This is a genomic window from Pseudomonas sp. 8AS (assembly GCF_902506505.1).
GTDB lineage: Bacteria > Pseudomonadota > Gammaproteobacteria > Pseudomonadales > Pseudomonadaceae > Aquipseudomonas.
In genome coordinates this window covers 144,472-166,088 of record NZ_LR733406.1, presented here as the reverse complement: position 1 = coordinate 166,088, position 21,617 = coordinate 144,472, and the positions used below count along the sequence as shown (strand labels likewise).

Genomic DNA, 21,617 nt, shown 5'->3' with positions numbered 1-21,617 from the left:
TCCGATCGGCGGCTGCCGGGCTCGGCCAGGGTCCGGCAACTCCTGGGTCCGGGCGCGTAGCGCTGATCTATGCTGCTTGAGTGAATCAGCGCGAGGTCAGCATGGCCGTGGAGTCGGATCGACTGCCCGGGTGGAGGTGGTGGTTGCCGTTGCCACTGTTCCATCTGGGAACCTGGTTGTCCTTGTCGAGCCAGTTCGTCAGTGGCGCGGCGCTCTGGTACCTGCCGTTCGCCCTGGGCCTGACCTTCGTGCTGTGGTGGGGGCCACGGGTGTTGCCGGCGCTGTATCTCAACGCCGCGCTCAGCATTCCGCTGTGGGGCCTGGACTGGCACTGGGCGCCGCTCTACGCGCTGCCGGAAACCCTGGGCGTCGGCCTCGCCTGGCTGCTGCTGCGCCGAGCCGATTTCGATGCCGCGCTGGCCAGCGTGCCCAGCCTGATGCGCTTCATCCTGCTCGGCGTGCTGCTGCCGGTCGCCCTGGTGGCGCTTGGCGTGCAGGGCAATCTGCTGCTGACCGGGGTGCTGGCGGGCGGGCACTGGTGGCCGGCGACCCTGACTCTGTGGCTGGCCGACAGCCTGGCCAGCTTCGGCGTGGCCCTGCCCCTGCTGGCCCTGCTGACGCCCTGGCTGCGCCGGCATGGCTGGGCCCGTCCGGGGCCGCAGGCCGGCGTGAGCAACCCGCTGACGGCGCCACCCTGGTGGGCGCTGCTCGGCCTGCTGCTGAGCCTGCCGCTGCTGCTGGTCAGCCTGCCGCCGCTGCTGGTCCTGCCGCTGATCGGCGTGATGATGCTGCTGCTGGCGCTGCTCCTGGGCTTCAGCGGCGCGCTCTGGGGCGCGGTGCTGACGGCGCTGTCGGTGCTCGCCCTGCCGCTGGCCGGCGGCCTGGGGCTGGGCGTCGACTGGCAGAGCCCGCAGCGCCTGGAAATGCACTTCAGTGTGCTGCTGCTGGTGGTGGCCGCACTGCTGGTCGGGCGCGCCCTCAGCGACCTGCGACACACCCTGCAGGGCAGCGCGGCGATGCAGAAGGAGCTGGCCCTGGCCAACCTGGCCCTGCAGGCCTGCCCGCTCGGCGTATCGATTTCCGATGCGCGCCGGCCCGGCAACCCCTTCATTTATTGCAACCCGGCGCTGGAGCGGATCAGCGGCTACCGCCGCGAGGAGATCCTCGGCAGCGCCAGCCGCCTGCTGCTGGCCGGCAAGGAGGACCCGGGCGCCCTGTTGCGCACGCGCCAGGCGCTCAGCCGCGGCCTGCCGCACCAGGAGGTGCTGCGCAACTACCGCAAGAATGGCGAGGAATTCTGGAACGAGGTGATCATCGCGCCGCTGCTCGACGAGCACGGCAAGGTCAGCCATTTCGTCGCCCTCAACCATGACGTCAGCGAGCGCGAGCGCCTGGCGCAAGAGCTGGCCAGGGGCCGCGAGGAGCTGCTGCGCCAGACCCACCTGCTGTCGCAGACCGAGGCGATCGCCGATATCGGCGGCTGGGTGCTGGAGATGGCCGACCAGCGCATGTACTGGACCGACGGCTGCTTCCGCATGAACGAGATGGACCCGGCCGGCGGCGCGCCCTCCCTGCAGGTGGCCCTGAGCCGCTACGACCGCGAGAGCCGCCGGCTCATCGAGCAGACCCTGGCGCAGATCATGCGCAGCGGTCAGGCCTTCGACATGGAGGTACGCCTGTCCGGTGTCCGCGGCACCTCGCGCTGGGTGCGCCTGAAGGGCTTTCCGGAAATGGACGGCCAGCGCATGGTGCGCCTGTATGGGGCGATCCAGGACATCAGCGCGCGCAAGCGGGCTGAGCAGCAGCTGCGCGAGCGCGACGAATGGCTGCGCCTGTTCTTCGAGGCGCCGCTGATCGGCATGGCCATGATCAACCCGCAGGGGCAGTGGCTGGAGGTCAACTACAAGCTGTGCCAGATCCTCGGGCGCAGCCGCGAGGAGCTGCGCAACAGCAGCTGGCGGCGGATAACCCATGCCGAGGACGTGCCCCGCGAGGCGGCGCTGTTCGATGCGATCAACCGTGGCGAGCGTGACGATTACGAGCTGGAGAAACGCTTCCTGCGCCGCGACGGCTCGGTGCTCTACAGTCGCCTGAGCCTGCGCGCGGTGCGCGAACAGGACGGCAAGCTGGAAGCCTGCCTGGCCCTGATCGAGGACATCACCGAGCGGCATGAGGCGCAGGCGCGCTACCGCACCCTGGTGGAGCATGCCCCGGAGGCCATCGTGCTGTTCAGCCCCAAGGGCGGCATCATTGAGGCCAACGAGAATGCCCTGCGCCTGTTCAAGCTCAGCCACGCCGAGCTGCTGGGCAAGGGCCTGATCGAGCTGAGCCCGCCCCGCCAGGCCAATGGCGAGGAGTCCGCACCGCTGGCGCGCGAGTACCTGGATGCCGCGATCAATGGCGGCACCCCGGTGTTCGAGTGGCTGCACCGCGACAGCGTCGGCCACCTGCTGCCCTGCGAGGTGCGCCTGGTACGCATGCCCGGCCAGCCGCTGCTGATCCGCGGCAGCATCACCGATATCTCTGAGCGCCAGCGCTACCAGCGCGAGATCGAACGCCTGGCCTACAGCGACGAACTGACCGGCCTGCCCAACCGCCGCCTGCTGCAGGACCGCCTGCAGCAGGCCATGGCCCGCGAACAGCGCGAGGAGCGCTTCGGCGCCTTGCTGTTCATCGACCTCGACCACTTCAAGACGGTCAACGACAGCCTCGGCCACCCCAGCGGCGATGCCCTGCTCAAGGCGGTCAGCGACCGCCTGAGCGGCTGCCTGCGCGCCGAGGACACCCTGGCCCGCCTGGGTGGCGACGAGTTCGTGGTGCTTCTGGAAAACCTCGCCAGCAGCCCGACGCAGGCCGCCGAGTACGCCGCCGAGGTGGGCGAGAAGCTGCTGGCCAGCCTGCAGGGCAGCTACCTGATCCACGGCCACGAGCTGGCGGTCAGCGCCAGCATCGGCATCACCCTGCATCCGCTGCCGGGGCAGGACGCCGCCGATGCGCTGAAACAGTCGGACACCGCCATGTACCAGGCCAAGCAGGGCGGTCGCAATGCCCTGCACTTCTTCGCCCCGGAGATGCAGGCGGTGATCGACCAGCGCCTGCTGCTGCAGAGCGAGCTGCGCCAGGCGATGAGCCGCGACCAACTGTACCTGGTGTTCCAGCCGCAGCTGGAGCTGGATAGCGGCGCGGTCGCCGGTGCCGAGGTGCTGCTGCGCTGGCAGCATCCGGAGCGCGGCGATATCCCGCCGACCCAGTTCATCCCCCTGGCCGAGGAAACCGGGCTGATCCAGGAGCTCGGCAACTGGGTGCTGGAACAGGCCTGCGCCCGCCTGGCGAGCTGGCAGGCACGCTGGCCGCAGCTGGTGCTGGCGCTCAACCTCAGCCCGCGCGAGCTGCGCCAACCGGACTGCGCCGAGCGCATCAATGCTTGCCTGCTGCGTCACGGCCTGCCGGCCAGTGCACTGGAGCTGGAGATCACCGAGGGCGTGCTGCTGGAGGATGTCGAACGCTGCATCGCCGCCATGCAGGCGCTCAAGCAGCTGGGCATCCGCTTCGCCATCGACGACTTCGGTACCGGCTATTCGTCGCTGACCTACCTCAAGCGTTTGCCGCTGGACCGGCTGAAGATCGATCGCAGCTTCATCCATGACCTGCAAAGCGATGCCAGCGGGCAGATGCTGGTCGAGACCATCCTGCTGATCGCCCGCAACCTGGGGCTGGCATGCGTGGCCGAGGGCATCGAGGACGAGGCGCAGCTGGGCTGGCTACGCAGCCGCGGTTGCGCCCTGGGGCAGGGCTACCACTTTGCCCGGCCGATGGCCGAGGCAGAGTTTCTGCAGTGGATGGAGGCGTACCACGCCGGCCGCGGCTCGTCCGCGGCGGCGGTCTAGGCCGGGTGGGCGGGCCGCGCCTTCAGCCCTTGCCCTTGGTCCGGGTCAGGTGCGGGCCGCCGTTCTTCTCGATGTACTGGATGATCATGCCGGCCACGTCCTTGCCGGTGGTGGTCTCGATGCCTTCCAGGCCAGGGGATGAGTTCACCTCCATCACCAACGGGCCGTGGTGCGAGCGCAGGATGTCGACCCCGGCCACCGACAGGCCCATGACCTTGGCCGCGCGGATGGCGGTCATGCGCTCTTCGGGGGTGATCTTGATCAGGCTGGCCGAGCCACCGCGGTGCAGGTTGGAGCGGAATTCGCCGGGCTTGGCCTGACGCTTCATCGCCGCGATCACCTTGTCGCCGACCACGAAGCAGCGGATGTCGGCGCCGCCGGCTTCCTTGATGTACTCCTGGACCATGATGTTCTGCTTGAGGCCCATGAAGGCCTCGATCACCGACTCCGCCGCCTTTTCCGTCTCGCACAGCACCACGCCGATGCCCTGGGTGCCTTCCAGCACCTTGATCACCAGTGGCGCGCCGTTGACCATCTGGATCAGGTCGGGGATGTCGTCCGGCGAGTGGGCGAAGCCGGTCACCGGCAGGCCGACGCCGCGCCGCGAGAGCAGCTGCAGCGAGCGCAGCTTGTCGCGCGAGCGGCTGATCGCCACCGACTCGTTGAGCGGGAACACGCCCATCATCTCGAACTGGCGCAGCACCGCGCAGCCGTAGAAGGTCACCGAGGCGCCGATGCGCGGGATCACCGCGTCGAAGTTCTCCAGCGGGCGGCCGCGGTAGTGGATCTGCGGCTTGTGGCTGGCGATGTTCATGTAGGCGCGCAGGGTGTCGATCACCACCACTTCATGGCCGCGTTCGGTGCCGGCCTCCACCAGGCGACGGGTCGAATACAGGCGCGGGTTGCGCGACAGGATGGCAATCTTCATTGAGCACCGGAAGGCAGGGAAAGCTGGGGTTTGTCTTGCACGTAGGTCAGCGCCGGGTTGACCACCAGTTGGCCGTCGACCAGCGCCTTGGAGCCGAGCAGCACGCGGTAGCGCATGGTCTTGCGGCAGGCCAGGGTGAACTCCACCGGCCACAGGCGATCGCCCAGCGCCAGCTGGGTGCGGATCACGTAGCGGGTCTGGGCCTGGCCGTTGGAGCTCTTGATGGTCTTCACCGTCACCAGCGGCGCCTCGCAGCGATGGCGGCGCTGCACCTGGGTGCCGAGGTGGGCGGTGAAGCGCACCCAGGGTGCGCCGTTGCGCTCGAATGCCTGGATATCGCTGGCGTGCAGGGTCGAGGTGCTGGCACCGGTGTCGATTTTGCCGCGCAGGCCGACCATGCCCAGCTCGGGCAGGTTGATCCATTCGCGCAGGCCGATGACGGCGAGATGGTCGAAAGTCTTCAATGCAGGCTTTCTCCGGAAGTTGCGGGCATTCTAGTAGGCCCATGTGACAACTGCATCAGGCAAGATTCAGGGTCATGACCGATCTCTTCGCGAGGGCACGATGAGCGATAAAGACCCAGACAAGGTGCGCCTGGACAAATGGCTGTGGGCGGCGCGCTTCTACAAGACCCGCGCCCTGGCCAAGGAGGCCATCGAGGGCGGCAAGGTGCATTGCCGCGGCGAGCGCTGCAAGCCGGGCAAGGAGCCGAAGATCGGCGACGAGTACGTCATCCGCGCCGGCTTCGAGGAGCGCACGGTGCGCGTGCTGGCGCTGTCGATGGTGCGCCGCGGGGCGCCGCAGGCACAGCTGCTGTACGAGGAAACCGCCGCCAGCCGGGAGCACCGCGAGGCCGCCGCCGAGCTGCGCAAGGCCGGTGCCCTGGGCCTGCAGACCGACGGCCGGCCGAGCAAGAAGCAGCGCCGCCAGCTCCAGCAGTTTCGCGGCGGGCAGGACTGAGAGCCTGTTCACGATCTCCTGTCCGTCGGCCATACCGCGTTAAAAACAGGCTCGGAATGCTCATTTACAGCTCGTAAACTCCGCTTCCTCGCCTGTTTTTGCCTTGTCTGGCTCTAGTCCAAAAGATCGTGAACAGGCTCTGAGCGGCGGGCGCTGGACGGCCGGGCCTTGGTCGCGCCGGGCTTTGCGCCTAAAATCGCCAACCCTGAAACCAAGCAGAGTCCGGGCATGACCGATTTCACTCAACGTTTCCTGTTCGACGACTCCGATGTGCGCGGCGAACTGGCCAGCCTCGGCGAGAGCTACCAGCACGTGCTGGCCAAGCATCCCTACCCGCAGCCGGTGGCCCAGCTGCTCGGCGAAATGCTCGCCGCCGCCGCGCTGCTGGTCGGTACCCTGAAGTTCGATGGCCTGCTGATCCTGCAGGCGCGCTCCAACGGCCCGGTGCCGCTGCTGATGATCGAGATCTCCAGCAAGCGCGAAGTGCGTGGCATCGCCCGCTACGACGCCGAGCAGATCAAGGCCGATGCCGGCCTGCGCGAGCTGATGCCCGAAGGCAGCCTGACGCTGACCATCGACCACCAGCAGGGCCAGCGCTACCAGGGCATCGTTGGCCTGGAAGGCGACAGCCTGGCCGACTGCCTGTCCGAATACTTCGCCAGCTCCGAGCAGCTGCCCACCCGCTTCTGGCTGCATGCCGACGGCCGCCGCGCCCGCGGCCTGCTGCTGCAGCAACTGCCGGCCGACCGCCTGCCGGACCCCGAGGAACGGGCCGCCAGCTGGGAACACCTGCTGACCCTGGCCAACACCCTGAGCGCCGAAGAACTGCTCGGCCTGGACAACCACACCGTGCTGCACCGCCTGTATCACCAGGAAGCCTTGCGCCTGTTCGATCCGCTGCCCCTGCAGTTCCGCTGCAGCTGCTCGCGCGAGCGTTCGGCGCGGGCGCTGATCAGCCTGGGCCAGGAAGATGCCGAGCTGCTGCTCGGCGAGCATGCCGGACGGGTGGTGATCGACTGCCAGTTCTGCAACCAGCGCTATGCCTTCGACGCGGCCGATGTGGCGCAGCTATTCGCCAGCGGCGATACCCAGGCGCCTTCGGCGACCCGGCATTGATGCTATAGCGTGCGTCTATCGGTTAGATCGGTAGACAAGAGGCTGCCAAAAAGCCGGCTTTTCTGGCATACTCCCGCGACTTTTTTATCGCTGTAGCGAAGCCAGTGGCTTACTACACAACGTTTGGAAGACTCGGCCAGCCGCCGACGGGGACCCTCATGACGCAAGCCAACACCGCCGTTTACACCGATATCAGCGTTGCCCAACTGGTCGAAGAGGCCATTCGCCGTGGCGAAGGCGAGCTGGCCGCCAATGGCGCGCTGGTTGTGCGTACCGGTCATCGCACCGGTCGTTCCCCGGCTGACCGTTACATCGTGCAGGAGCCGAGCAGCGAGGCGAAAATCGCCTGGGGCAACATCAACCGTCCGTTCCCGGCCGACAAGTTCGATGCCCTGTGGGACCGCGTCGAGGAATTCAACCACGGCCAGGATCGCTTCGTTTCCCACGTGCATGTCGGCTCCGCCGCCGAGCACTACCTGCCGGTCAAGATGACCACCGCCACCGCCTGGCAGAACCTGTTCGGCCGCCAGCTGTTCATCGAACCGCAGGCCTACAACCCGGCCGGCAAGGACGAGTGGAAGGTGCTCAACGTGCCCAACTTCGAGTGCGTGCCGGAGCGTGACGGCACCAACTCCGACGGCTGCGTGATCATCAACTTCGCCGCCAAGAAGGTCCTGCTGGCCGGCATGCGCTACGCCGGTGAAATGAAGAAGGCCATGTTCTCCGTGCAGAACTTCCTGCTGCCGGAAAAAGACGTGCTGCCGATGCACTGCGCCGCCAACATCGGCGAAGAAGGCGACGTGACCCTGTTCTTCGGTCTGTCCGGCACCGGCAAGACCACCCTGTCCGCCGACGAAAGCCGCTACCTGATCGGTGACGACGAGCACGGCTGGGGCGAGGGCGTGGTGTTCAACATCGAAGGCGGTTGCTATGCCAAGTGCATCGACCTGTCCGAGAAGAACGAGCCGGTGATCTGGAAAGCCATCCAGTTCGGCGCCGTGCTGGAAAACGTGGTGCTCGACGAGAACCGCGTGCCGGATTACACCGACGACAGCCTGACCCAGAACAGCCGTGCCGCCTACCCGCTGGAGCACGTCGAGAAGCGCAGCGAGAAGAACCTGGGCGGCGAGCCGAACGCGGTGATCTTCCTGACCTGCGACCTGACCGGCGTACTGCCGCCGGTGTCGATCCTGAACAACGAGCAGGCGGCCTACCACTTCCTGTCCGGCTACACCGCGCTGGTCGGTTCCACCGAAATGGGCAGCGGTAGCGGCATCAAGTCGACCTTCTCCACCTGCTTCGGTGCGCCGTTCTTCCCGCGCCCGGCTGGCGAGTACGCCGAGCTGCTGATCAAGCGCATCAACGGCTTCGGCTCCAAGGTCTACCTGGTCAACACCGGCTGGACCGGCGGTGGCTACGGCGTCGGCAAGCGCTTCAACATCCCGACCACCCGTGGCGTGATCGCGGCCATCCAGAGCGGCGCGCTGATCGGTGCCGAAACCGAGCACCTGCCGCTGATCAACCTGGACGTGCCGAAGGCCGTGCCGGGCGTCGAGACAAACCTGCTCAACCCGCGCAACACCTGGGCCGACCAGAACGCCTACGACGAGGCCGCCAAAGGCCTGGCCAAGCTGTTCATCGAGAACTTCAAGAAGTTCGACGTGTCCGACGCCATCCGCAACGCCGGCCCGCAGCTCTAAGCTGACCGCGCCATAGAAAAAGCCGCCCTCGGGCGGCTTTTTTGTGCGCTGCTGGCGGTGCAGATCAGGCACGGGTGTCCATGTACGGTTCCGGCATTGCCGGTTTTGCCTCGGGCCGCTCGACGCGGCGGGTGTTGCTCGCGATGTCCTGTGCCAGCTGGTTGCGACGGACTTCGTCACGCAGTTGCAGCGCTGTTCCCACCGCGCCCGGCTGGCTGTCGATCTCGCCTTCGCTGGCGACCGCCAGATAGGTATCGATTTGCCGTTGCTGGCTGGTGGCGCTGTACAACTGGGTGGCGGCGCTACGCCGGTTGGACTGGCTCAGTGCTTGACTGTCCTGTTGCTCGGCGACTCGATCAGCAGCGCGGTCGACTGCGCGGTTCACCTGCTCCGGAGTGCCCGGAGTGTTGGGTGATGCGACGGCCTGGCCGGCTTTCTTGATGATCTGGGTCGAGAGCGGCAGGTTGCTGCTGTACCCGGATACCTGCATGCCCTACCTCCTGTGTGGCCCTACTGAATTCAATCTACCTCGCCCGCGACAGGTCCGTTAGATGGATTGGCGATAGTGCAGCGGATGGATTGTCTCGTTGGTTTTTCGCCGCCGCGCACGGGGCTGTAGCCGCGCCCTGCCGGCACGGCCTTGCGCCGCATCGCCGACTAGGCGGGGTGCGGCAGCAGGCTCTTGTGCCCGTCGCGGACGATGTTGTCCGCCAGGGCGCCTGGGCTGAGCAGGCTGGCGAGGATCAGCAGCAGCGGGGCGATGCGCTTCATGGTGCCTCCGGGGTGGGTCGGTGGGGAGGACTGCCGGGCGACCGTCCGGGCGCAGCCGGTGGCGGCGCGGACAGGGCCATGGGCGGATGGCCAGCGGCATCCACCTGGTTACACAGAAAAGGCGATCAGCGGCTGTTGTGCAAGGCCGCGGGCGAACAAGGCGGCCGCGCGGTGGGCGGGGTCAGCTGCGGTCGGCCAGCACGCCGATCAGGAAGAACACCAGCAACAGCACCGGCGCCAGGGTGAAGTTGTTGAAGTAGCCCAGGCCCTGGGCCAGCCAGGGGGTGAGGAAGACGATGGCCAGGCCGTAGCCGACCGCGCAGACCAGGACGAAGATCAGCGTGCGCAGGAAGAAGTTGAAGCTGCTGATCGAGCGTTGCACCCAGGCATTGATACCCGGCCCGAACAGCACGAACAGGGTGGCCATGATGGCCAGGGAAATGTCGTGCAGGTTGCCGCGGCACCAGCGCGACAGGGTGGTGATCAGGTCGAGCAGCAGATCCATCGGTGGCCCTTATTCTGGACGGGGTGTGGGAGCGCCATTGCACCCTAGTCCGGGCGCGAATGCAAAGCGTGGCCGTGCTGCGTGCCGATGTGTCGGGCGGGGCCGCCGGGTCATGTGCTGGCACACACCGTTGCTGCGGCCAGTCAGGGCATGTGGCCGCCAGCAGCCGCCATCAGTCGTCCCGGCGGATCTGTCGCGATTCCTGCCGGGTATCCTGCTTGGTGCCGCGCTTGAGTTGCCGGCAATCCATGCGGTTGTCATCCGAGTTCAGACATTCCTGCTTGAGATCCCGCGCTTCCTCGCGCCCGCTCTGGCGGTTGTCGCGCGCATCGTAGCGGTCGCTGCGCCTATCTTGCCGGCGTTCCGAGCCATAGGTATCGGCATGGGCCGGGGCGGGAATGAGCAGGGGGGAGGCCACGGCCAGCAGCAGGGCCGTCATGGCGAGGCGTGAGCCGGTGGAGCTATTCATGTTGTCTCCTGGGCGATGGGGCCAGGTAGAAAAGTATAGGTGACGCCGGCTCCGGCGCAGGACGGCAGCGGCCTGCGGCGCCGCGGCCGAGAGCGGTAGCTCGGCGGCACGTCAGCGCATCACGGGTGTCGCCGCGCTTTGCGGCGCAATCGACCTGGGCGGCCTGGGTTCAGGGCAGAAAGTGCTGCAACAGATCGTTGAGGAACAGCTGGCCTTCGCGGGTGGCGACCAGGCGTGTCGGGTCGGCCAGCAGCAGCTTGCGTGCCTCGGCCTCGCGCCGGGCGCCATCCAGTTGTGCCAGGGGCAGGCCGGTGCGCGCGGTGAACAGGCTGGCAGGTACGCCTTCGGTGAGGCGCAGCGCGTTCATCAGGAACTCGAACGGCAGCTCGTCGGCCGTCAGCAGGCGTTCGCCGGCCTGGAAGGTCTTGGCCGGGTCGAGGTAGTCCTTGGGCAGGCGGGTCTTCCAGCTGCGCGCGATCTGCCCGGCCGGGCTGCTCAGCTTGGCGTGGGCACCGGCGCCGATGCCGAGGAAGTCGCCGAAGGTCCAGTAGTTGAGGTTGTGCCGCGCCGCCTGGCCGGCCTGGGCGTAGGCGGAGACCTCGTACTGGGCGTAGCCCTGCTCGGCCAGCAGGGCCTGGCCGGCTTCCTGGATGTCCCACAGCAGGTCGTCTTCCGGCAGCGCCGGCGGCTGGCTCCAGAACACCGTGTTGGGCTCCATGGTCAGCTGGTACCAGGACAGGTGCGTCGGCCCCTGGGCGATGGCGGTGCGCAGGTCGAACAGGGCGTCCTCGATGCTCTGCTCGGGCAGGCCGTGCATCAGGTCGAGGTTGAAGTTGTCGAAGCCGGCGGCGCGCGCCATATCGGCGGCTCGCACGGCCTCATTACCGTCGTGGATGCGGCCGAGGGCCTTGAGCTTGGCTTCTTGGAAGCTCTGCACGCCGATCGACAGGCGATTGATGCCGAGCCGGCGGTAGTCGCGGAACTTGGCCTGCTCGAAGGTCCCGGGGTTGGCTTCCAGGGTGATCTCGATGTCACCGGCGAACCCGACACGCCGCTCCACGCCTTCCAGCAGGCGGCCCAGGGCGCGGGCCGAGAACAGGCTGGGGGTGCCGCCGCCGAAGAAGATCGAAGACAGCGTGCGGCCGTGGACATGGCGCAGGTCGGCGTCCAGGTCGGCCAGCAGGGCGTCGACGTACTCTTCCTCGGGCAGGCTCGGCCCGGCGGCGTGGGAGTTGAAGTCGCAGTACGGGCATTTGCGCACGCACCACGGGATGTGGATATACAGCGCCAGTGGCGGCAGCTGGAAGCCGCCGCTGCGCTGCAGGCTCATGCCAGCCCCAGGCGCTGCTTGAGCAGGGCCATGGCGCGGGCGCGGTGGCTGAGCTGGTTCTTCTCGATCGAGGTCAGCTCGGCGCTGGAGCAGCCGCGTTCGGCGACCCAGAACAGCGGGTCGTAGCCGAAGCCATGGTCGCCGCAGGGAGCGTGCAGGATGCTGCCGTGCCAGAGGCCCTCGCAGAGGATCGGCAGCGGGTCGTCGGCGTGCCGCACCAGGGCCAGGGCGCAGACGAACTGGGCGCCGCGCTCGGCATCCGGCACGTCCTTGAGCGCGTCCAGCAGCTTGGCGTTGTTGGCCGCGTCACCCTGGCCATCGGCATAGCGCGCCGAGTAGATGCCGGGTGCGCCGCCGAGGCAGTCCACCGCCAGCCCGGAGTCGTCGGCCAGCGCCGGCAGGCCGGACACCCGGGCAGCATGGCGGGCCTTGAGGATGGCGTTCTCGACGAAGGACAGGCCGGTCTCCTCCGGCTCCACGCTGGAGAACTCGCCCACCGAGCGCACGCGCACGTGCTCGCCGAGCATGGCCTGGAGTTCCTTGAGTTTGCCGGCGTTGTGGCTGGCCAGCACGAGTTCGGTGAGCTGCATCATTCGTCCGGAAACACTTCCTGGTCAAAGCTGAAACTCTGCGGTGCGGCATCGCCGACCTGCAGGTTGAGGGTGAACTTGAGCATCTCGCGCTCGCGCAGCGGGAACTCGGCCAGGTAGTACACCGCGCCGCTCTCCAGCACCTGCTTGAAGCTCAGCGCGCTGGTCTGGCCGAGCAGGTTCTTCACCTGGCCGCTGACCTGGGCCGGCACGCCTTTGCCGGCCTTGAGCGCGGCGACGTTGACCACGCCGGTGGTCTTGCTGCGGTTCAGGCCCGCGGCGGCGGCGATATCCGGCTGCAGGAAGCTGGAGTTGAACACGCTGTAATGCACGTCGAGGTCGCCGAAGCTCTGTTTGCGTTCGGCGAAGGCGGGCAGGGCGACGAGCAGGCACAGCAGCAGGGAAGCGAGGCGAGGCATGGGTTTTCTCCTGGGCGTCAGGGGTTAGAGGGCTACGCGGTGATCGGCCAGGCCGGGCCCGCTGACGCGATAGATGCCGATCTCTCCCATCAGATTAGGCCAAAGCTTGCTGCCCAGGCTGTGCCGATGCTCGTGATCCACCGCCAGGCGTTCCTCGACCCGGGCGCTCAGCTGCAGGCACAGGCGCTCGAAGTCGGCGAAGGTGCAGAAGTGGATGTTCGGCGTGTTGTACCAGGTGTAGGGCAGGAAGTCGGAGACCGGCATGCGGCCGTTGCGCGCCAGGTACCAGCGGCAGCGCCAGTGGCCGAAGTTGGGGAAGGTGATGATGCAGGTCTTGCCGACCCGCAGCATTTCTGCCAAGACCTTGTCCGGGTACTTCAGGGCCTGCAGCGACTGGGTCATGACCACCACGTCGAAGCTGTGGTCGGCGAAGTTGCCCAGGCCCTGGTCGAGGTTCTGCTCGATCACGTTGACCCCGCGCTCGATGCAGGTGGCGATCTTTTCCGCGTCGATCTCCAGGCCGTAGCCGCCGACGTTCTTGTTGGCGTGCAGCCAGGCCAGCAGCTCGCCGTCGCCGCAGCCGAGGTCGAGCACGCGGCTGCCGGCGGGGATCCATTCCTGGATGATGTCCAGATCTGCGCGCATGGCTTATACCTCGATCCGTTTCATGTAACCGCCGAAGGCCTGCAGGTAGCGCGGGATCGGGATGAGGAAGGCGTCGTGGCCCTGCGGCGCGTCGATTTCCAGGTAGCTGACGTTCTTCTTCGCCGCCAGCAGGGCATCGACGATCTCCCGCGAGCGCGCCGGCGAGAAGCGCCAGTCGGTGGTGAAGGACATCACGCAGAAGTCGGCCTGGGCCACCGCCAGGGTCTTGGCCAGGTTGCCGCCGTGGCTGGCGGCCGGGTCGAAGTAGTCCAGCGCCTTGGTCATCAGCAGGTAGGTGTTGGCGTCGAAGCGCCCGGAGAACTCCTCGCCCTGGTAGCGCAGGTAGCTCTCGACCTGGAACTCGACGCTGTGGAAGTCGTAGTTGAGCTTGTCGGTCTTCAGCTCGCGGCCGAATTTCTCGCCCATGGCGTCGTCCGACAGGTAGGTGATGTGGCCGACCATGCGCGCCAGCATCAGGCCGCGCTTGGGGATCACGCCCTGTTCCTGGAAGTGCCCGCCGTGGAAGTCCGGGTCGGTGAGGATGGCCTGGCGCGCCACTTCGTTGAAGGCGATGTTCTGCGCCGACAGCTTGGGCGCCGAGGCGATGGCCAGGCAGTGGCGCACGCGCTCGGGGTAGCTGATGCTCCACTGCAGCGCCTGCATGCCGCCCAGGCTGCCGCCGATCACCGCCGCCCAGCGGTCGATGCCGAGCCGGTCGGCCAGGCGTGCCTGGCTGTGCACCCAGTCTTCCACGGTCATCACCGGGAAGTCGGCACCGTAGACCTTGCCGGTGGCCGGGTTGAGGCTGCCGGGGCCGGTGGAACCGTTGCAACCACCGAGGTTGTTCAGGCTGACGACGAAGAACTTGTTGGTGTCGATCGGTTTACCGGGGCCGATGCAGCTATCCCACCAGCCCGGCTTGCGCTCGTTCGCGTTGTGGTAGCCGGCGGCGTGGTGATGCCCGGACAGGGCGTGGCAGATCAGCACGGCGTTGCTCGCCGCGGCGTTCAGGGTGCCGTAGGTCTCGTAGATCAGCTGGTAGTCGGCCAGCGTGCGCCCGCAAACCAGGGGCAGCGGCTCGGCAAAATGCGCAGTCTGCGGTGTGACCAGACCGACGGAATCTTCGGGAAAGGCTGTCGGCATCGACCCTGCTCTCGATCAAGGAAGTGCAGCAGTCTAAAGACCGGGGCCCCCAGCGGCAAGCGCCGTGGGGGCTGGCTAAGGCCTTGAATGCAAAGGGCCTAGGCCGGGTCGCCGGCCCCTTGCTGGCGGGCTGCGCCGGGCAGGGTGACGACCTTGCCCTGGCGCTGGATCGGTGCCGGGCGGCGCAGCGCGCGGAGCATGTCGCTGGCCTGGCCCAGCTGGGTTTCCAGCTCGCCGATATAACGCGCCAGTTGCTGGCCGCGCTGGCGCGCCTGCTGGGTGTCCTGGGCCAGGGCCTTGAGCCGCAGCATGTGGGTTTCCAGCAGCTGCTTGTGCTCCAGGGTGTGCTGCATCAGCGGCATCAGCGCATCGCTGGCCCACTGCTCGGCCTCGTGGCGCAGGCGCTGGTGCAGGCCGATGACTTCCTGCACCAGGGTGGCGAAGAAACGCCGGGTCAGAATCTTCTGCTCGGTGAGCAGGGTCTTCAGGTGCAGGCGGAACTGGTCGGCCTTGGCCTGCAGCTGCTGCAGCTCGCGCAGGTAGCGACGGCTGTTGAACTGCGGTGCGTCGACGCCGTGCAGCGGATTTTCCTCGTTGTGCCGGCGGTAGATGGCGGCGACCATCTTGTTGGCCATCTCGGCTTCCTGGGCCAGGTTGCCGAGGTCGTGTTCGATGTTGTGGAAGAACTGCAGGATCGCCTGGTTGATGCCGAAGGTGGTCCAGCTGCCGTTCAGGCCCTCGCGGACCCGCGCCAGGTGGGCTTCCAGGCGGTCCGGGAGAACGGCGGCGCGCAGCAGGTCGCCCTGGCGCTTGAGCAGGCGCTGGTTGGTCTTCAGGCCGAGCAGGCGCTTGTGGTGCTGGCTGTGGTCTTCCTTGGTCTTGGCGGTCAGCTCGAAGAGCATCTGGCCGTTGTCCTGCTGGTGGCTGGAGAGCAGCTCCTGCTGCTCGCGCACCTTGGCCAGGCGCAGGTTGAGCACGTGCTGGCTGTTGTTGAGCAGGGCCAGCACCTGGTTGACCACGCGGTCTTCGAGCAGACGTTCCTTCTGCGCGACGATGCGTTCGCACAGCAGGCTTTCCAGGTCGCCGAGCTGGCTGCGTGCGAGCAGCGCCTCGTCCTTGCGCACCTTGGCCAGCATGGCCTGCTTGGCCGACAGCGGCAGCACGCTGTCGGCATTGATGCCCAGCTGGCGCGCGGTGGCGTGGCGGATCTGGCTGATGGCGTTGTGCACGAACTGCTCGCCGGCGAGGTCGTCCCACAGCACGTCGATCTTGTTCAGCACGGCGAACAGGCTGGACTGGGTGTCTTCGTCGAGCTGGCGAATATGCTGCTGCCAGATCGCCATGTCGCTGGCGGTGACGCCGGTGTCGGCGGCCAGCAGGAAGATGATCGCCTGGGCGCTGGGCAGCATCGACAGGGTCAGTTCCGGTTCGCTGCCGAGGGCGTTCAGGCCGGGCGTGTCGAGGATGCGCAGGCCCTGGCGCAGCAGCGGATGGTCGAAGTTGACGATGGCGTGGCGCCAGGCCGGTACCAGCACCTGGCCGGGCTTGCCGGCGCTTTCCAGCATGTCCGGGTGAAAGCCGAGCTGGATCGCCTGTTCCACCGGCATCGGCTTGGTCTTGGCCACCTGGCTGAAGGCCTGCACCATGTTGTCCGGGTCGCTGGTGTCCAGCGGGATGTTCACCCAGTGCCGCGGAATGCGCTTGAACTGCGCCACGCTGGCCGAGGCGGTGCGCGTTTCGATCGGCAGCAGGCGGATGTAGGAGCGCTCGGAGCGCGGGTCGAAGAGCAGCTCGGTCGGGCACATGGTGGTGCGCCCGGCCCGGGACGGCAGCATGCGCTGGCCGTATTCGGAGAAGAACAGGGCGTTGATCAGCTCGGTCTTGCCGCGGGAGAACTCGCCGACGAAAGCCAGGGTGATGTGGTCGGTGCGCAGCAGGCGCAGGGCCCGTTCCAGGCGGGTGTCGAGCGCTTCCGAGCCGAGCCGGTTGTGCGCCAGCCAGCTGCGGTAACGGGTGATCTCGCGCATCAGCTCGCGCTTCCAGGCGACGTAGGCGTCTACCTGCTGACTGAGACGTTCCATGCTCATCCGGGCTTCTCCTCTCGGGTAACGCATCCTGCGTGGGTCGTAGGTGGCGAGGGCGGCAGGCTGTCGTGCGGCACTGCCACGATAGCCGAGGTTTTGCTGCAGATGCCCGCATTATGCGGGGGATGGCGCCGGCGTCAATCGCCCCGCAGCCCGCGCCGCTCCCCTGTGGTCGCTCAAGGCGACCGAGCGGTCAGTCCGGGCAGTTCCGGCAGGCGCTGCGGGGCATGGATGCGCACGCGTTTCTGCCGGTTCAGCTCGCCGCTTTCCAGGCTGACCTGGCTCTTGGCCACGCCGAAGGCCTTGCCGAGGAAGGCCAGCAGGTGGGCATTGGCCTTGCCTTCCACCGGTGGCGCGGTGAGGCGGATCTTCAGCCGCTCACCGTGCAGGCCGGCGAATTCGTCCTTGCTGGCCTTGGGCTGCAGGTGGCAGTCGAGGATCAGGTCGTCGCCATCCCAGCGGAACCAGGCCATCTCAGATGAACGGGCTGAGGATGGCGGGCATGCCACTCATGGCCGCGAGATTGCCGATGACGAAGCGATCCAGCAGGTTCAGCGCGATGAAGGCGAAGATCGGCGAGATATCCAGGCCGCCGAGGTTCGGGATCAGACGCCGGAACGGCGCCAGCAGCGGCTCGCAGATCTGGTTGACCAGCTGTGCCCCGGGGTTGTAGCTGCCGGGGGCGACCCAGGAGAGGATCACGCTGATGATCATGGCGAAGAAGAAGATCTTGAGGAACAGCGAGGTCACCGAGATCACCGCCCATACCAGCAGCTGCAGGCCGACCGCGAGCGGGTTGGCGCCGGCGACGAGGATGATCACCACCATCAGCAGCAGTTGCACCAGGATCGCCAGCACCAGCGAGGCCAGATCCAGCCCGCCCAGCCCGGGTATGACCCGCCGCAGCGGCTTGAGCAGCGGCTGGGTGGCCTTCAGGGTGAACTGGCTGAGCGGGTTGTAGAAGTCGGCGCGCACCAGTTGCAGGATGAAGCGCAGCAGCACGATCAGCAGGTACAGGCTGCCGAGGGTCTGGATGATATAGATGAGGGCTTCCGTGAATCCGGACATGCGGGCTCCTTGTTGATCCAGCTGTTTATTGACCCAGTTGGGCGGCGAGTTCGGCCGAGCGCTTGGCGGCGGCGTCCAGAGCCTTCTGCACCAGTGCCTCGAAGCCGCCGGCCTGGAAGGCCTTGATCGCTGCCTCGGTGGTGCCATTGGGTGAAGTTACCCGGCGGCGCAGTTCGGCGGCCTCCACATCGCTCTCGCTGGCCATGCGCGCGGCGCCGAGGGCGGTGTGCAGGGTCAGCTGGGCGGCGACTTCACGCGGCAGGCCGAGCTGCTCGCCGGCGGCGGTCATCGCCTCGATCAGCAGGAAGAAGTAGGCCGGGCCGCTGCCGGACACGGCGGTGACCGCGTCGATCTGCTGCTCCTGGTCCAGCCACAGGGCCAGGCCGACGGCGGACAGCAGCTGTTCGGCCTGCTGGCGCTGGGCGGCCGATACCGCGGCGTTGGCGAACAGGCCGCTGACGCCCTGGCGCAGCAGGGCCGGGGTGTTCGGCATGCAGCGCACGATCGGGCGCGGGCCCAGCCAGTTGGCCAGGCTGGCGCAACCGATGCCGGCGGCGATGGAGACGATCAGCTGGCCGTCGGCCAGGCTCGGGGCCAGGGCCTGGCAGACGGCCTTGAGCACCTGCGGCTTGGTCGCCAGGACCACCACGTCGGCGCCGGCGATGGCCTCGGCGTTGCTGGCGAACAGCTCGATGCCGTATTCGCCGGCGACCTTGGCCCGCTGCTCGGCGCCCGGGTCGCTGGCGCGGATATGACTGGCCGGGATGCCTTGGGCGAGCAGGCCGCCGATCAGGCTGGTGGCCATGTTGCCGGCACCGATGAAGGCGATACGTGGGTGGCTCATGTCGGGTTTCCTTCGTTCTTCAATTCGGGGTGGTTGGCCGCTCAGGGCTGGCCGTAGTCGCGGGCGCCAAACAGGGCGGTGCCGATGCGTACCCAGGTCGCGCCTTCGGCGATCGCCGCCTCCAGGTCGTGGCTCATGCCCATGGACAGGCTGTCGAGGCCCGGGTCCAGGCGGTCGCGCAGCTCGCGCAGGCGGGCGAAGGCGGCGTGCTGCTCGGCCGGGTCGTCGGTCGGTTCGGGGATCGTCATCAAGCCGCGCAGGCGCAGCTGCGGCAGTTGTGTAACCGCCTGGGCCAGGGCCGGCAGTTCGTCCGGGGTACAGCCGGATTTGCTGGCCTCGCCGCTGACATTCACCTGCAGGCAGATATTCAGCGGCGGCAAGCCGGCCGGGCGCTGGGCGGCCAGGCGCTCGGCGATCTTCAGGCGGTCCACCGAGTGCACCCAGGCGAAATGCTCGGCGATGGCCTTGGTCTTGTTCGATTGAATGGGGCCGATGAAGTGCCAGGTCAAGTCCAGGTCGGCCAGTTCCAGCTGCTTGCCCAGGGCTTCCTGCAGGTAGTTTTCGCCGAAGTCGCGCACCCCGGCCGCATGGGCCTCGCGGATCGCGGCGGCGGGTTTGGTCTTGCTCACAGCGAGCAGGCCGATAGTCGCCAAATCTCGCTGCGAGGCTTGCGCCGCCTCACGGATACGCTCGCGAACCTTTGCAATATTCTCTGCTATCGTGGACATTACTCGCGCTCTATAGCCCGCCCGTCAGGGGTTTGCGGCATTCTACCTGCTTGCATGTGATTGGGGAGTCCCATGGATATTACCGAGCTGTTGGCCTTCAGCGCCAAGCAAGGCGCGTCGGACCTGCACCTCTCGGCGGGCCTGCCGCCGATGATTCGGGTGGACGGCGACGTACGGCGGATCAACCTGCCGGCAATGGACCACAAACAGGTTCACGCGCTGATCTACGACATCATGAACGACAAGCAGCGCAAGGATTACGAGGAGTTCCTCGAGACCGACTTCTCCTTCGAAGTACCGGGCGTGGCGCGCTTCCGGGTCAACGCGTTCAACCAGAACCGCGGCGCCGGTGCGGTATTCCGGACCATTCCGTCGAAAGTGCTGACCATGGAAGACCTCGGCATGGGCGAGGTGTTCAAGAAGATCACCGACGTGCCGCGCGGCCTGGTACTGGTCACCGGGCCGACCGGCTCGGGCAAGTCGACCACCCTGGCGGCGATGCTCGACTACCTGAACAGCACCAAGTACCACCATATCCTGACCATCGAAGACCCGATCGAATTCGTCCACGAGTCGAAGAAGTGCCTGGTCAACCAGCGCGAAGTGCACCGCGACACCCACGGCTTCTCCGAGGCCCTGCGCTCGGCCCTGCGTGAAGACCCGGACATCATCCTGGTCGGCGAAATGCGCGACCTGGAGACCATCCGCCTGGCGCTGACCGCGGCGGAAACCGGTCACCTGGTGTTCGGCACCCTGCACACCACCTCGGCGGCCAAGACCATCGACCGGGTGGTCGACGTGTTCCCCGCCGAGGAGAAGTCCATGGTCCGCTCCATGCTCTCCGAATCGCTGCAGTCGGTGATCTCGCAGACCCTGCTGAAGAAGATCGGCGGCGGCCGGGTAGCGGCCCACGAGATCATGATCGGTACCCCGGCGATCCGTAACCTGATCCGCGAGGACAAGGTGGCGCAGATGTACTCGGCGATCCAGACCGGCGGCTCGCTGGGCATGCAGACCCTCGACTCCTGCCTGAAAGGCCTGGTGGCCAAGGGCCTGGTCAGTCGCGAGGCGGCCCGCGAGAAGGCCAAGACCCCGGAAAACTTCTAATAATAAGCGGGCCGCCCTGGTTGCGGCCCAGCACTGGCAACATGGGCGGGAACGATGGAATTCGAAAAGCTGCTGCGCTTGATGGTGGAAAAGGGTGGTTCTGACCTGTTCATTACCGCCGGGGTGCCGCCGTCGATGAAGGTCAACGGCAAGATCATGCCAGTGACCAAGAACCCCATGTCGCCGGAGCAGACCCGGGAAACCGTGCATTCGGTGATGAACGAGCAGCAGCGCCGCGACTTTGCCGAGAACCACGAGTGCAACTTCGCCATCAGCGCCCGCGGCATCGGTCGTTTCCGCGTCAGCGCCTTCTACCAGCGCAACCTGGCGGGCATGGTGCTGCGTCGCATCGAGACCAACATCCCGACCATCGACGACCTCAAGCTGCCCGAGATCCTCAAGAAGCTGGCCCTGACCAAGCGCGGCCTGGTGCTGTTCGTCGGCGCCACCGGCACCGGCAAGTCCACCTCGCTGGCGGCGATGATCGGCTACCGCAACAAGAACAGCAGCGGCCACATCATCTCCATCGAAGACCCGATCGAATACATCCACCAGCACCAGAACTGCATCGTCACCCAGCGCGAAGTGGGCATCGACACCGAGTCCTTCGAGGTGGCGCTGAAGAACACCCTGCGCCAGGCGCCGGACGTGATCCTGATCGGCGAGATCCGTACCCGCGAGACCATGGACCATGCCGTGGCCTTCGCCGAGACCGGCCACCTGTGCCTGGCCACCCTGCACGCCAACAACGCCAACCAGGCGCTGGACCGGATCATCAACTTCTTCCCGCCGGACCGGCAGAACCAGGTGTGGATGGACCTGTCGCTCAACCTCAAGGCCATCGTCGCCCAGCAGCTGGTTCCGACCCCGGACGGCAAGGGCCGCCGCGCGGTGATCGAGGTGCTGATCAACACCCCGCTGGCCGCCGACCTGATCCGCAAGGGCGAGGTGCACGAACTCAAGAACCTGATGAAGCGCTCCACCGAACTGGGCATGCAGACCTTCGACCAGGCCCTGTACAACCTCTACACCCAGGGCGAGATCACCTACGAAGACGCGCTGCTCTACGCCGACTCGGCCAACGACCTGCGCCTGATGATCAAGCTCGGTTCGGAAACCGACGGCGAACACCTGACCAGCTCCAATCAGGGGCTCAGCCTGGAGGTCAGCGAGGAAGACCCGGGCCGGCGTTTCCGCTGACCCGCCTGCTCGCCGTGCCGCGACCACCCGGCCGTGGTGCGGCACTCCAACTGTTGTGAAGGCGCCCCCCTGTTCCTCGTGCGCGGGTGAGCGCTCCATCATCACGCCGGCCCGTTCCGTCCG

21 protein-coding genes are annotated in these 21,617 nt (G+C 67.0%); 6 read left to right on the top strand and 15 right to left on the bottom strand.

Translation table 11 applies throughout. The annotated features are described in order from the left end of the window. The first annotated feature begins 101 nt into the window (after positions 1-101). The gene (locus tag GV001_RS00755; protein WP_160083091.1) at positions 102-3,887 is read left to right on the top strand and encodes an EAL domain-containing protein; all 3,786 of its coding nucleotides are present in this window, start codon (positions 102-104) and stop codon (positions 3,885-3,887) included. A gap of 22 nt (positions 3,888-3,909) precedes the next feature. Here the strand turns inward: GV001_RS00755 and rimK are convergent, their stop codons facing one another. Then, complete coding sequence (gene rimK / locus GV001_RS00750; protein ID WP_160077161.1) at positions 3,910-4,815, bottom strand: 30S ribosomal protein S6--L-glutamate ligase; 906 nt, start codon at positions 4,813-4,815, stop codon at positions 3,910-3,912. Continuing rightward, on the bottom strand, positions 4,812-5,213 hold the full coding sequence (locus GV001_RS00745) for an ATP-dependent zinc protease (protein WP_372238565.1): 402 nt from the start codon (positions 5,211-5,213) through the stop codon (positions 4,812-4,814). The genes rimK and GV001_RS00745 overlap by 4 nt, the downstream gene beginning before the upstream one ends. Before the next feature lie 166 nt (positions 5,214-5,379). Between GV001_RS00745 and GV001_RS00740 the strand changes: the two genes are divergently transcribed. From GV001_RS00740 to GV001_RS00730, 3 genes are all read left to right on the top strand, one after another. Next, positions 5,380-5,775, top strand: coding sequence for an RNA-binding S4 domain-containing protein (locus GV001_RS00740; RefSeq protein ID WP_160077157.1), 396 nt, complete (start codon positions 5,380-5,382; stop codon positions 5,773-5,775). 228 nt (positions 5,776-6,003) lie between these two features. Further along, positions 6,004-6,891, top strand: coding sequence for an Hsp33 family molecular chaperone HslO (gene hslO, locus GV001_RS00735; RefSeq protein ID WP_160077155.1), 888 nt, complete (start codon positions 6,004-6,006; stop codon positions 6,889-6,891). Positions 6,892-7,049: 158 nt separating this feature from the next. After that, complete coding sequence (locus GV001_RS00730) at positions 7,050-8,591, top strand: phosphoenolpyruvate carboxykinase (protein WP_160077153.1); 1,542 nt, start codon at positions 7,050-7,052, stop codon at positions 8,589-8,591. Between the two features lie 64 nt (positions 8,592-8,655). On the opposite strand, the gene GV001_RS00725 is transcribed toward GV001_RS00730, so the two are convergent. The 13 genes from GV001_RS00725 to GV001_RS00665 form a co-directional block, all read right to left on the bottom strand. Beyond that, positions 8,656-9,081 (bottom strand): hypothetical protein, encoded by a 426-nt coding sequence (locus GV001_RS00725; RefSeq protein WP_160077151.1) that lies wholly within the window; start codon positions 9,079-9,081, stop codon positions 8,656-8,658. Between the two features lie 462 nt (positions 9,082-9,543). Continuing rightward, positions 9,544-9,867 carry a DUF3392 domain-containing protein gene (locus GV001_RS00720; protein ID WP_160077149.1) on the bottom strand — a complete coding sequence of 108 codons (324 nt, stop codon included), beginning with the start codon at positions 9,865-9,867 and terminating at the stop codon, positions 9,544-9,546. Between the two features lie 172 nt (positions 9,868-10,039). Then, complete coding sequence (locus tag GV001_RS00715) at positions 10,040-10,336, bottom strand: hypothetical protein (RefSeq protein ID WP_218582973.1); 297 nt, start codon at positions 10,334-10,336, stop codon at positions 10,040-10,042. A gap of 169 nt (positions 10,337-10,505) precedes the next feature. Further along, complete coding sequence (hemW, locus tag GV001_RS00710) at positions 10,506-11,666, bottom strand: radical SAM family heme chaperone HemW (protein ID WP_160077147.1); 1,161 nt, start codon at positions 11,664-11,666, stop codon at positions 10,506-10,508. Beyond that, entirely contained in the window at positions 11,663-12,259 is a 597-nt protein-coding gene (rdgB, locus tag GV001_RS00705) for an RdgB/HAM1 family non-canonical purine NTP pyrophosphatase (RefSeq protein WP_160077145.1), read from the bottom strand. Before rdgB ends, hemW begins: the two co-directional genes overlap by 4 nt. Further along, positions 12,256-12,675 carry a DUF4426 domain-containing protein gene (locus tag GV001_RS00700; RefSeq protein WP_160077143.1) on the bottom strand — a complete coding sequence of 140 codons (420 nt, stop codon included), beginning with the start codon at positions 12,673-12,675 and terminating at the stop codon, positions 12,256-12,258. The genes rdgB and GV001_RS00700 overlap by 4 nt, the downstream gene beginning before the upstream one ends. 24 nt (positions 12,676-12,699) lie before the next feature. Then, positions 12,700-13,320 (bottom strand): methionine biosynthesis protein MetW, encoded by a 621-nt coding sequence (gene metW, locus GV001_RS00695; protein ID WP_160077141.1) that lies wholly within the window; start codon positions 13,318-13,320, stop codon positions 12,700-12,702. Between the two features lie 3 nt (positions 13,321-13,323). Next, positions 13,324-14,463, bottom strand: a complete 1,140-nt coding sequence (locus tag GV001_RS00690; RefSeq protein WP_160077139.1) for a homoserine O-acetyltransferase — start codon at positions 14,461-14,463, stop codon at positions 13,324-13,326. Between the two features lie 98 nt (positions 14,464-14,561). After that, positions 14,562-16,550, bottom strand: coding sequence for a dynamin-like GTPase family protein (locus GV001_RS00685; protein WP_160077137.1), 1,989 nt, complete (start codon positions 16,548-16,550; stop codon positions 14,562-14,564). Positions 16,551-16,723: 173 nt separating this feature from the next. After that, positions 16,724-17,020, bottom strand: coding sequence for a DUF167 domain-containing protein (locus GV001_RS00680; RefSeq protein WP_160077135.1), 297 nt, complete (start codon positions 17,018-17,020; stop codon positions 16,724-16,726). Between the two features lies 1 nt (position 17,021). Continuing rightward, the gene (locus tag GV001_RS00675; protein ID WP_160077133.1) at positions 17,022-17,615 is read right to left on the bottom strand and encodes a YggT family protein; all 594 of its coding nucleotides are present in this window, start codon (positions 17,613-17,615) and stop codon (positions 17,022-17,024) included. 25 nt (positions 17,616-17,640) lie between these two features. Beyond that, the gene (gene proC / locus GV001_RS00670; RefSeq protein ID WP_160077131.1) at positions 17,641-18,459 is read right to left on the bottom strand and encodes a pyrroline-5-carboxylate reductase; all 819 of its coding nucleotides are present in this window, start codon (positions 18,457-18,459) and stop codon (positions 17,641-17,643) included. A 41-nt stretch (positions 18,460-18,500) separates the two neighbouring features. After that, complete coding sequence (locus GV001_RS00665; protein ID WP_160077129.1) at positions 18,501-19,187, bottom strand: YggS family pyridoxal phosphate-dependent enzyme; 687 nt, start codon at positions 19,185-19,187, stop codon at positions 18,501-18,503. Between the two features lie 72 nt (positions 19,188-19,259). Here GV001_RS00665 and pilT point away from each other — a divergent pair, with 72 nt between their 5' ends. Continuing rightward, positions 19,260-20,294, top strand: coding sequence for a type IV pilus twitching motility protein PilT (gene pilT, locus GV001_RS00660; RefSeq protein WP_160077127.1), 1,035 nt, complete (start codon positions 19,260-19,262; stop codon positions 20,292-20,294). A 54-nt stretch (positions 20,295-20,348) separates the two neighbouring features. After that, entirely contained in the window at positions 20,349-21,494 is a 1,146-nt protein-coding gene (locus tag GV001_RS00655) for a PilT/PilU family type 4a pilus ATPase (RefSeq protein WP_160077125.1), read from the top strand. Positions 21,495-21,617: the final 123 nt, after the last annotated feature.

What these genes read in the sequence shown, in the direction of transcription:
- GV001_RS00755 (WP_160083091.1), top strand. Translation starts at nt 102, where the DNA reads ATGGCCGTGGAGTCGGATCGACTGCCCGGGTGGAGGTGGTGGTTGCCG.
- rimK (WP_160077161.1), bottom strand. Translation starts at nt 4,815, where the DNA reads ATGAAGATTGCCATCCTGTCGCGCAACCCGCGCCTGTATTCGACCCGT.
- GV001_RS00745 (WP_372238565.1), bottom strand. Translation starts at nt 5,213, where the DNA reads ATGGTCGGCCTGCGCGGCAAAATCGACACCGGTGCCAGCACCTCGACC.
- GV001_RS00740 (WP_160077157.1), top strand. Translation starts at nt 5,380, where the DNA reads ATGAGCGATAAAGACCCAGACAAGGTGCGCCTGGACAAATGGCTGTGG.
- hslO (WP_160077155.1), top strand. Translation starts at nt 6,004, where the DNA reads ATGACCGATTTCACTCAACGTTTCCTGTTCGACGACTCCGATGTGCGC.
- GV001_RS00730 (WP_160077153.1), top strand. Translation starts at nt 7,050, where the DNA reads ATGACGCAAGCCAACACCGCCGTTTACACCGATATCAGCGTTGCCCAA.
- GV001_RS00725 (WP_160077151.1), bottom strand. Translation starts at nt 9,081, where the DNA reads ATGCAGGTATCCGGGTACAGCAGCAACCTGCCGCTCTCGACCCAGATC.
- GV001_RS00720 (WP_160077149.1), bottom strand. Translation starts at nt 9,867, where the DNA reads ATGGATCTGCTGCTCGACCTGATCACCACCCTGTCGCGCTGGTGCCGC.
- GV001_RS00715 (WP_218582973.1), bottom strand. Translation starts at nt 10,336, where the DNA reads ATGAATAGCTCCACCGGCTCACGCCTCGCCATGACGGCCCTGCTGCTG.
- hemW (WP_160077147.1), bottom strand. Translation starts at nt 11,666, where the DNA reads ATGAGCCTGCAGCGCAGCGGCGGCTTCCAGCTGCCGCCACTGGCGCTG.
- rdgB (WP_160077145.1), bottom strand. Translation starts at nt 12,259, where the DNA reads ATGATGCAGCTCACCGAACTCGTGCTGGCCAGCCACAACGCCGGCAAA.
- GV001_RS00700 (WP_160077143.1), bottom strand. Translation starts at nt 12,675, where the DNA reads ATGCCTCGCCTCGCTTCCCTGCTGCTGTGCCTGCTCGTCGCCCTGCCC.
- metW (WP_160077141.1), bottom strand. Translation starts at nt 13,320, where the DNA reads ATGCGCGCAGATCTGGACATCATCCAGGAATGGATCCCCGCCGGCAGC.
- GV001_RS00690 (WP_160077139.1), bottom strand. Translation starts at nt 14,463, where the DNA reads ATGCCGACAGCCTTTCCCGAAGATTCCGTCGGTCTGGTCACACCGCAG.
- GV001_RS00685 (WP_160077137.1), bottom strand. Translation starts at nt 16,550, where the DNA reads ATGAGCATGGAACGTCTCAGTCAGCAGGTAGACGCCTACGTCGCCTGG.
- GV001_RS00680 (WP_160077135.1), bottom strand. Translation starts at nt 17,020, where the DNA reads ATGGCCTGGTTCCGCTGGGATGGCGACGACCTGATCCTCGACTGCCAC.
- GV001_RS00675 (WP_160077133.1), bottom strand. Translation starts at nt 17,615, where the DNA reads ATGTCCGGATTCACGGAAGCCCTCATCTATATCATCCAGACCCTCGGC.
- proC (WP_160077131.1), bottom strand. Translation starts at nt 18,459, where the DNA reads ATGAGCCACCCACGTATCGCCTTCATCGGTGCCGGCAACATGGCCACC.
- GV001_RS00665 (WP_160077129.1), bottom strand. Translation starts at nt 19,187, where the DNA reads ATGTCCACGATAGCAGAGAATATTGCAAAGGTTCGCGAGCGTATCCGT.
- pilT (WP_160077127.1), top strand. Translation starts at nt 19,260, where the DNA reads ATGGATATTACCGAGCTGTTGGCCTTCAGCGCCAAGCAAGGCGCGTCG.
- GV001_RS00655 (WP_160077125.1), top strand. Translation starts at nt 20,349, where the DNA reads ATGGAATTCGAAAAGCTGCTGCGCTTGATGGTGGAAAAGGGTGGTTCT.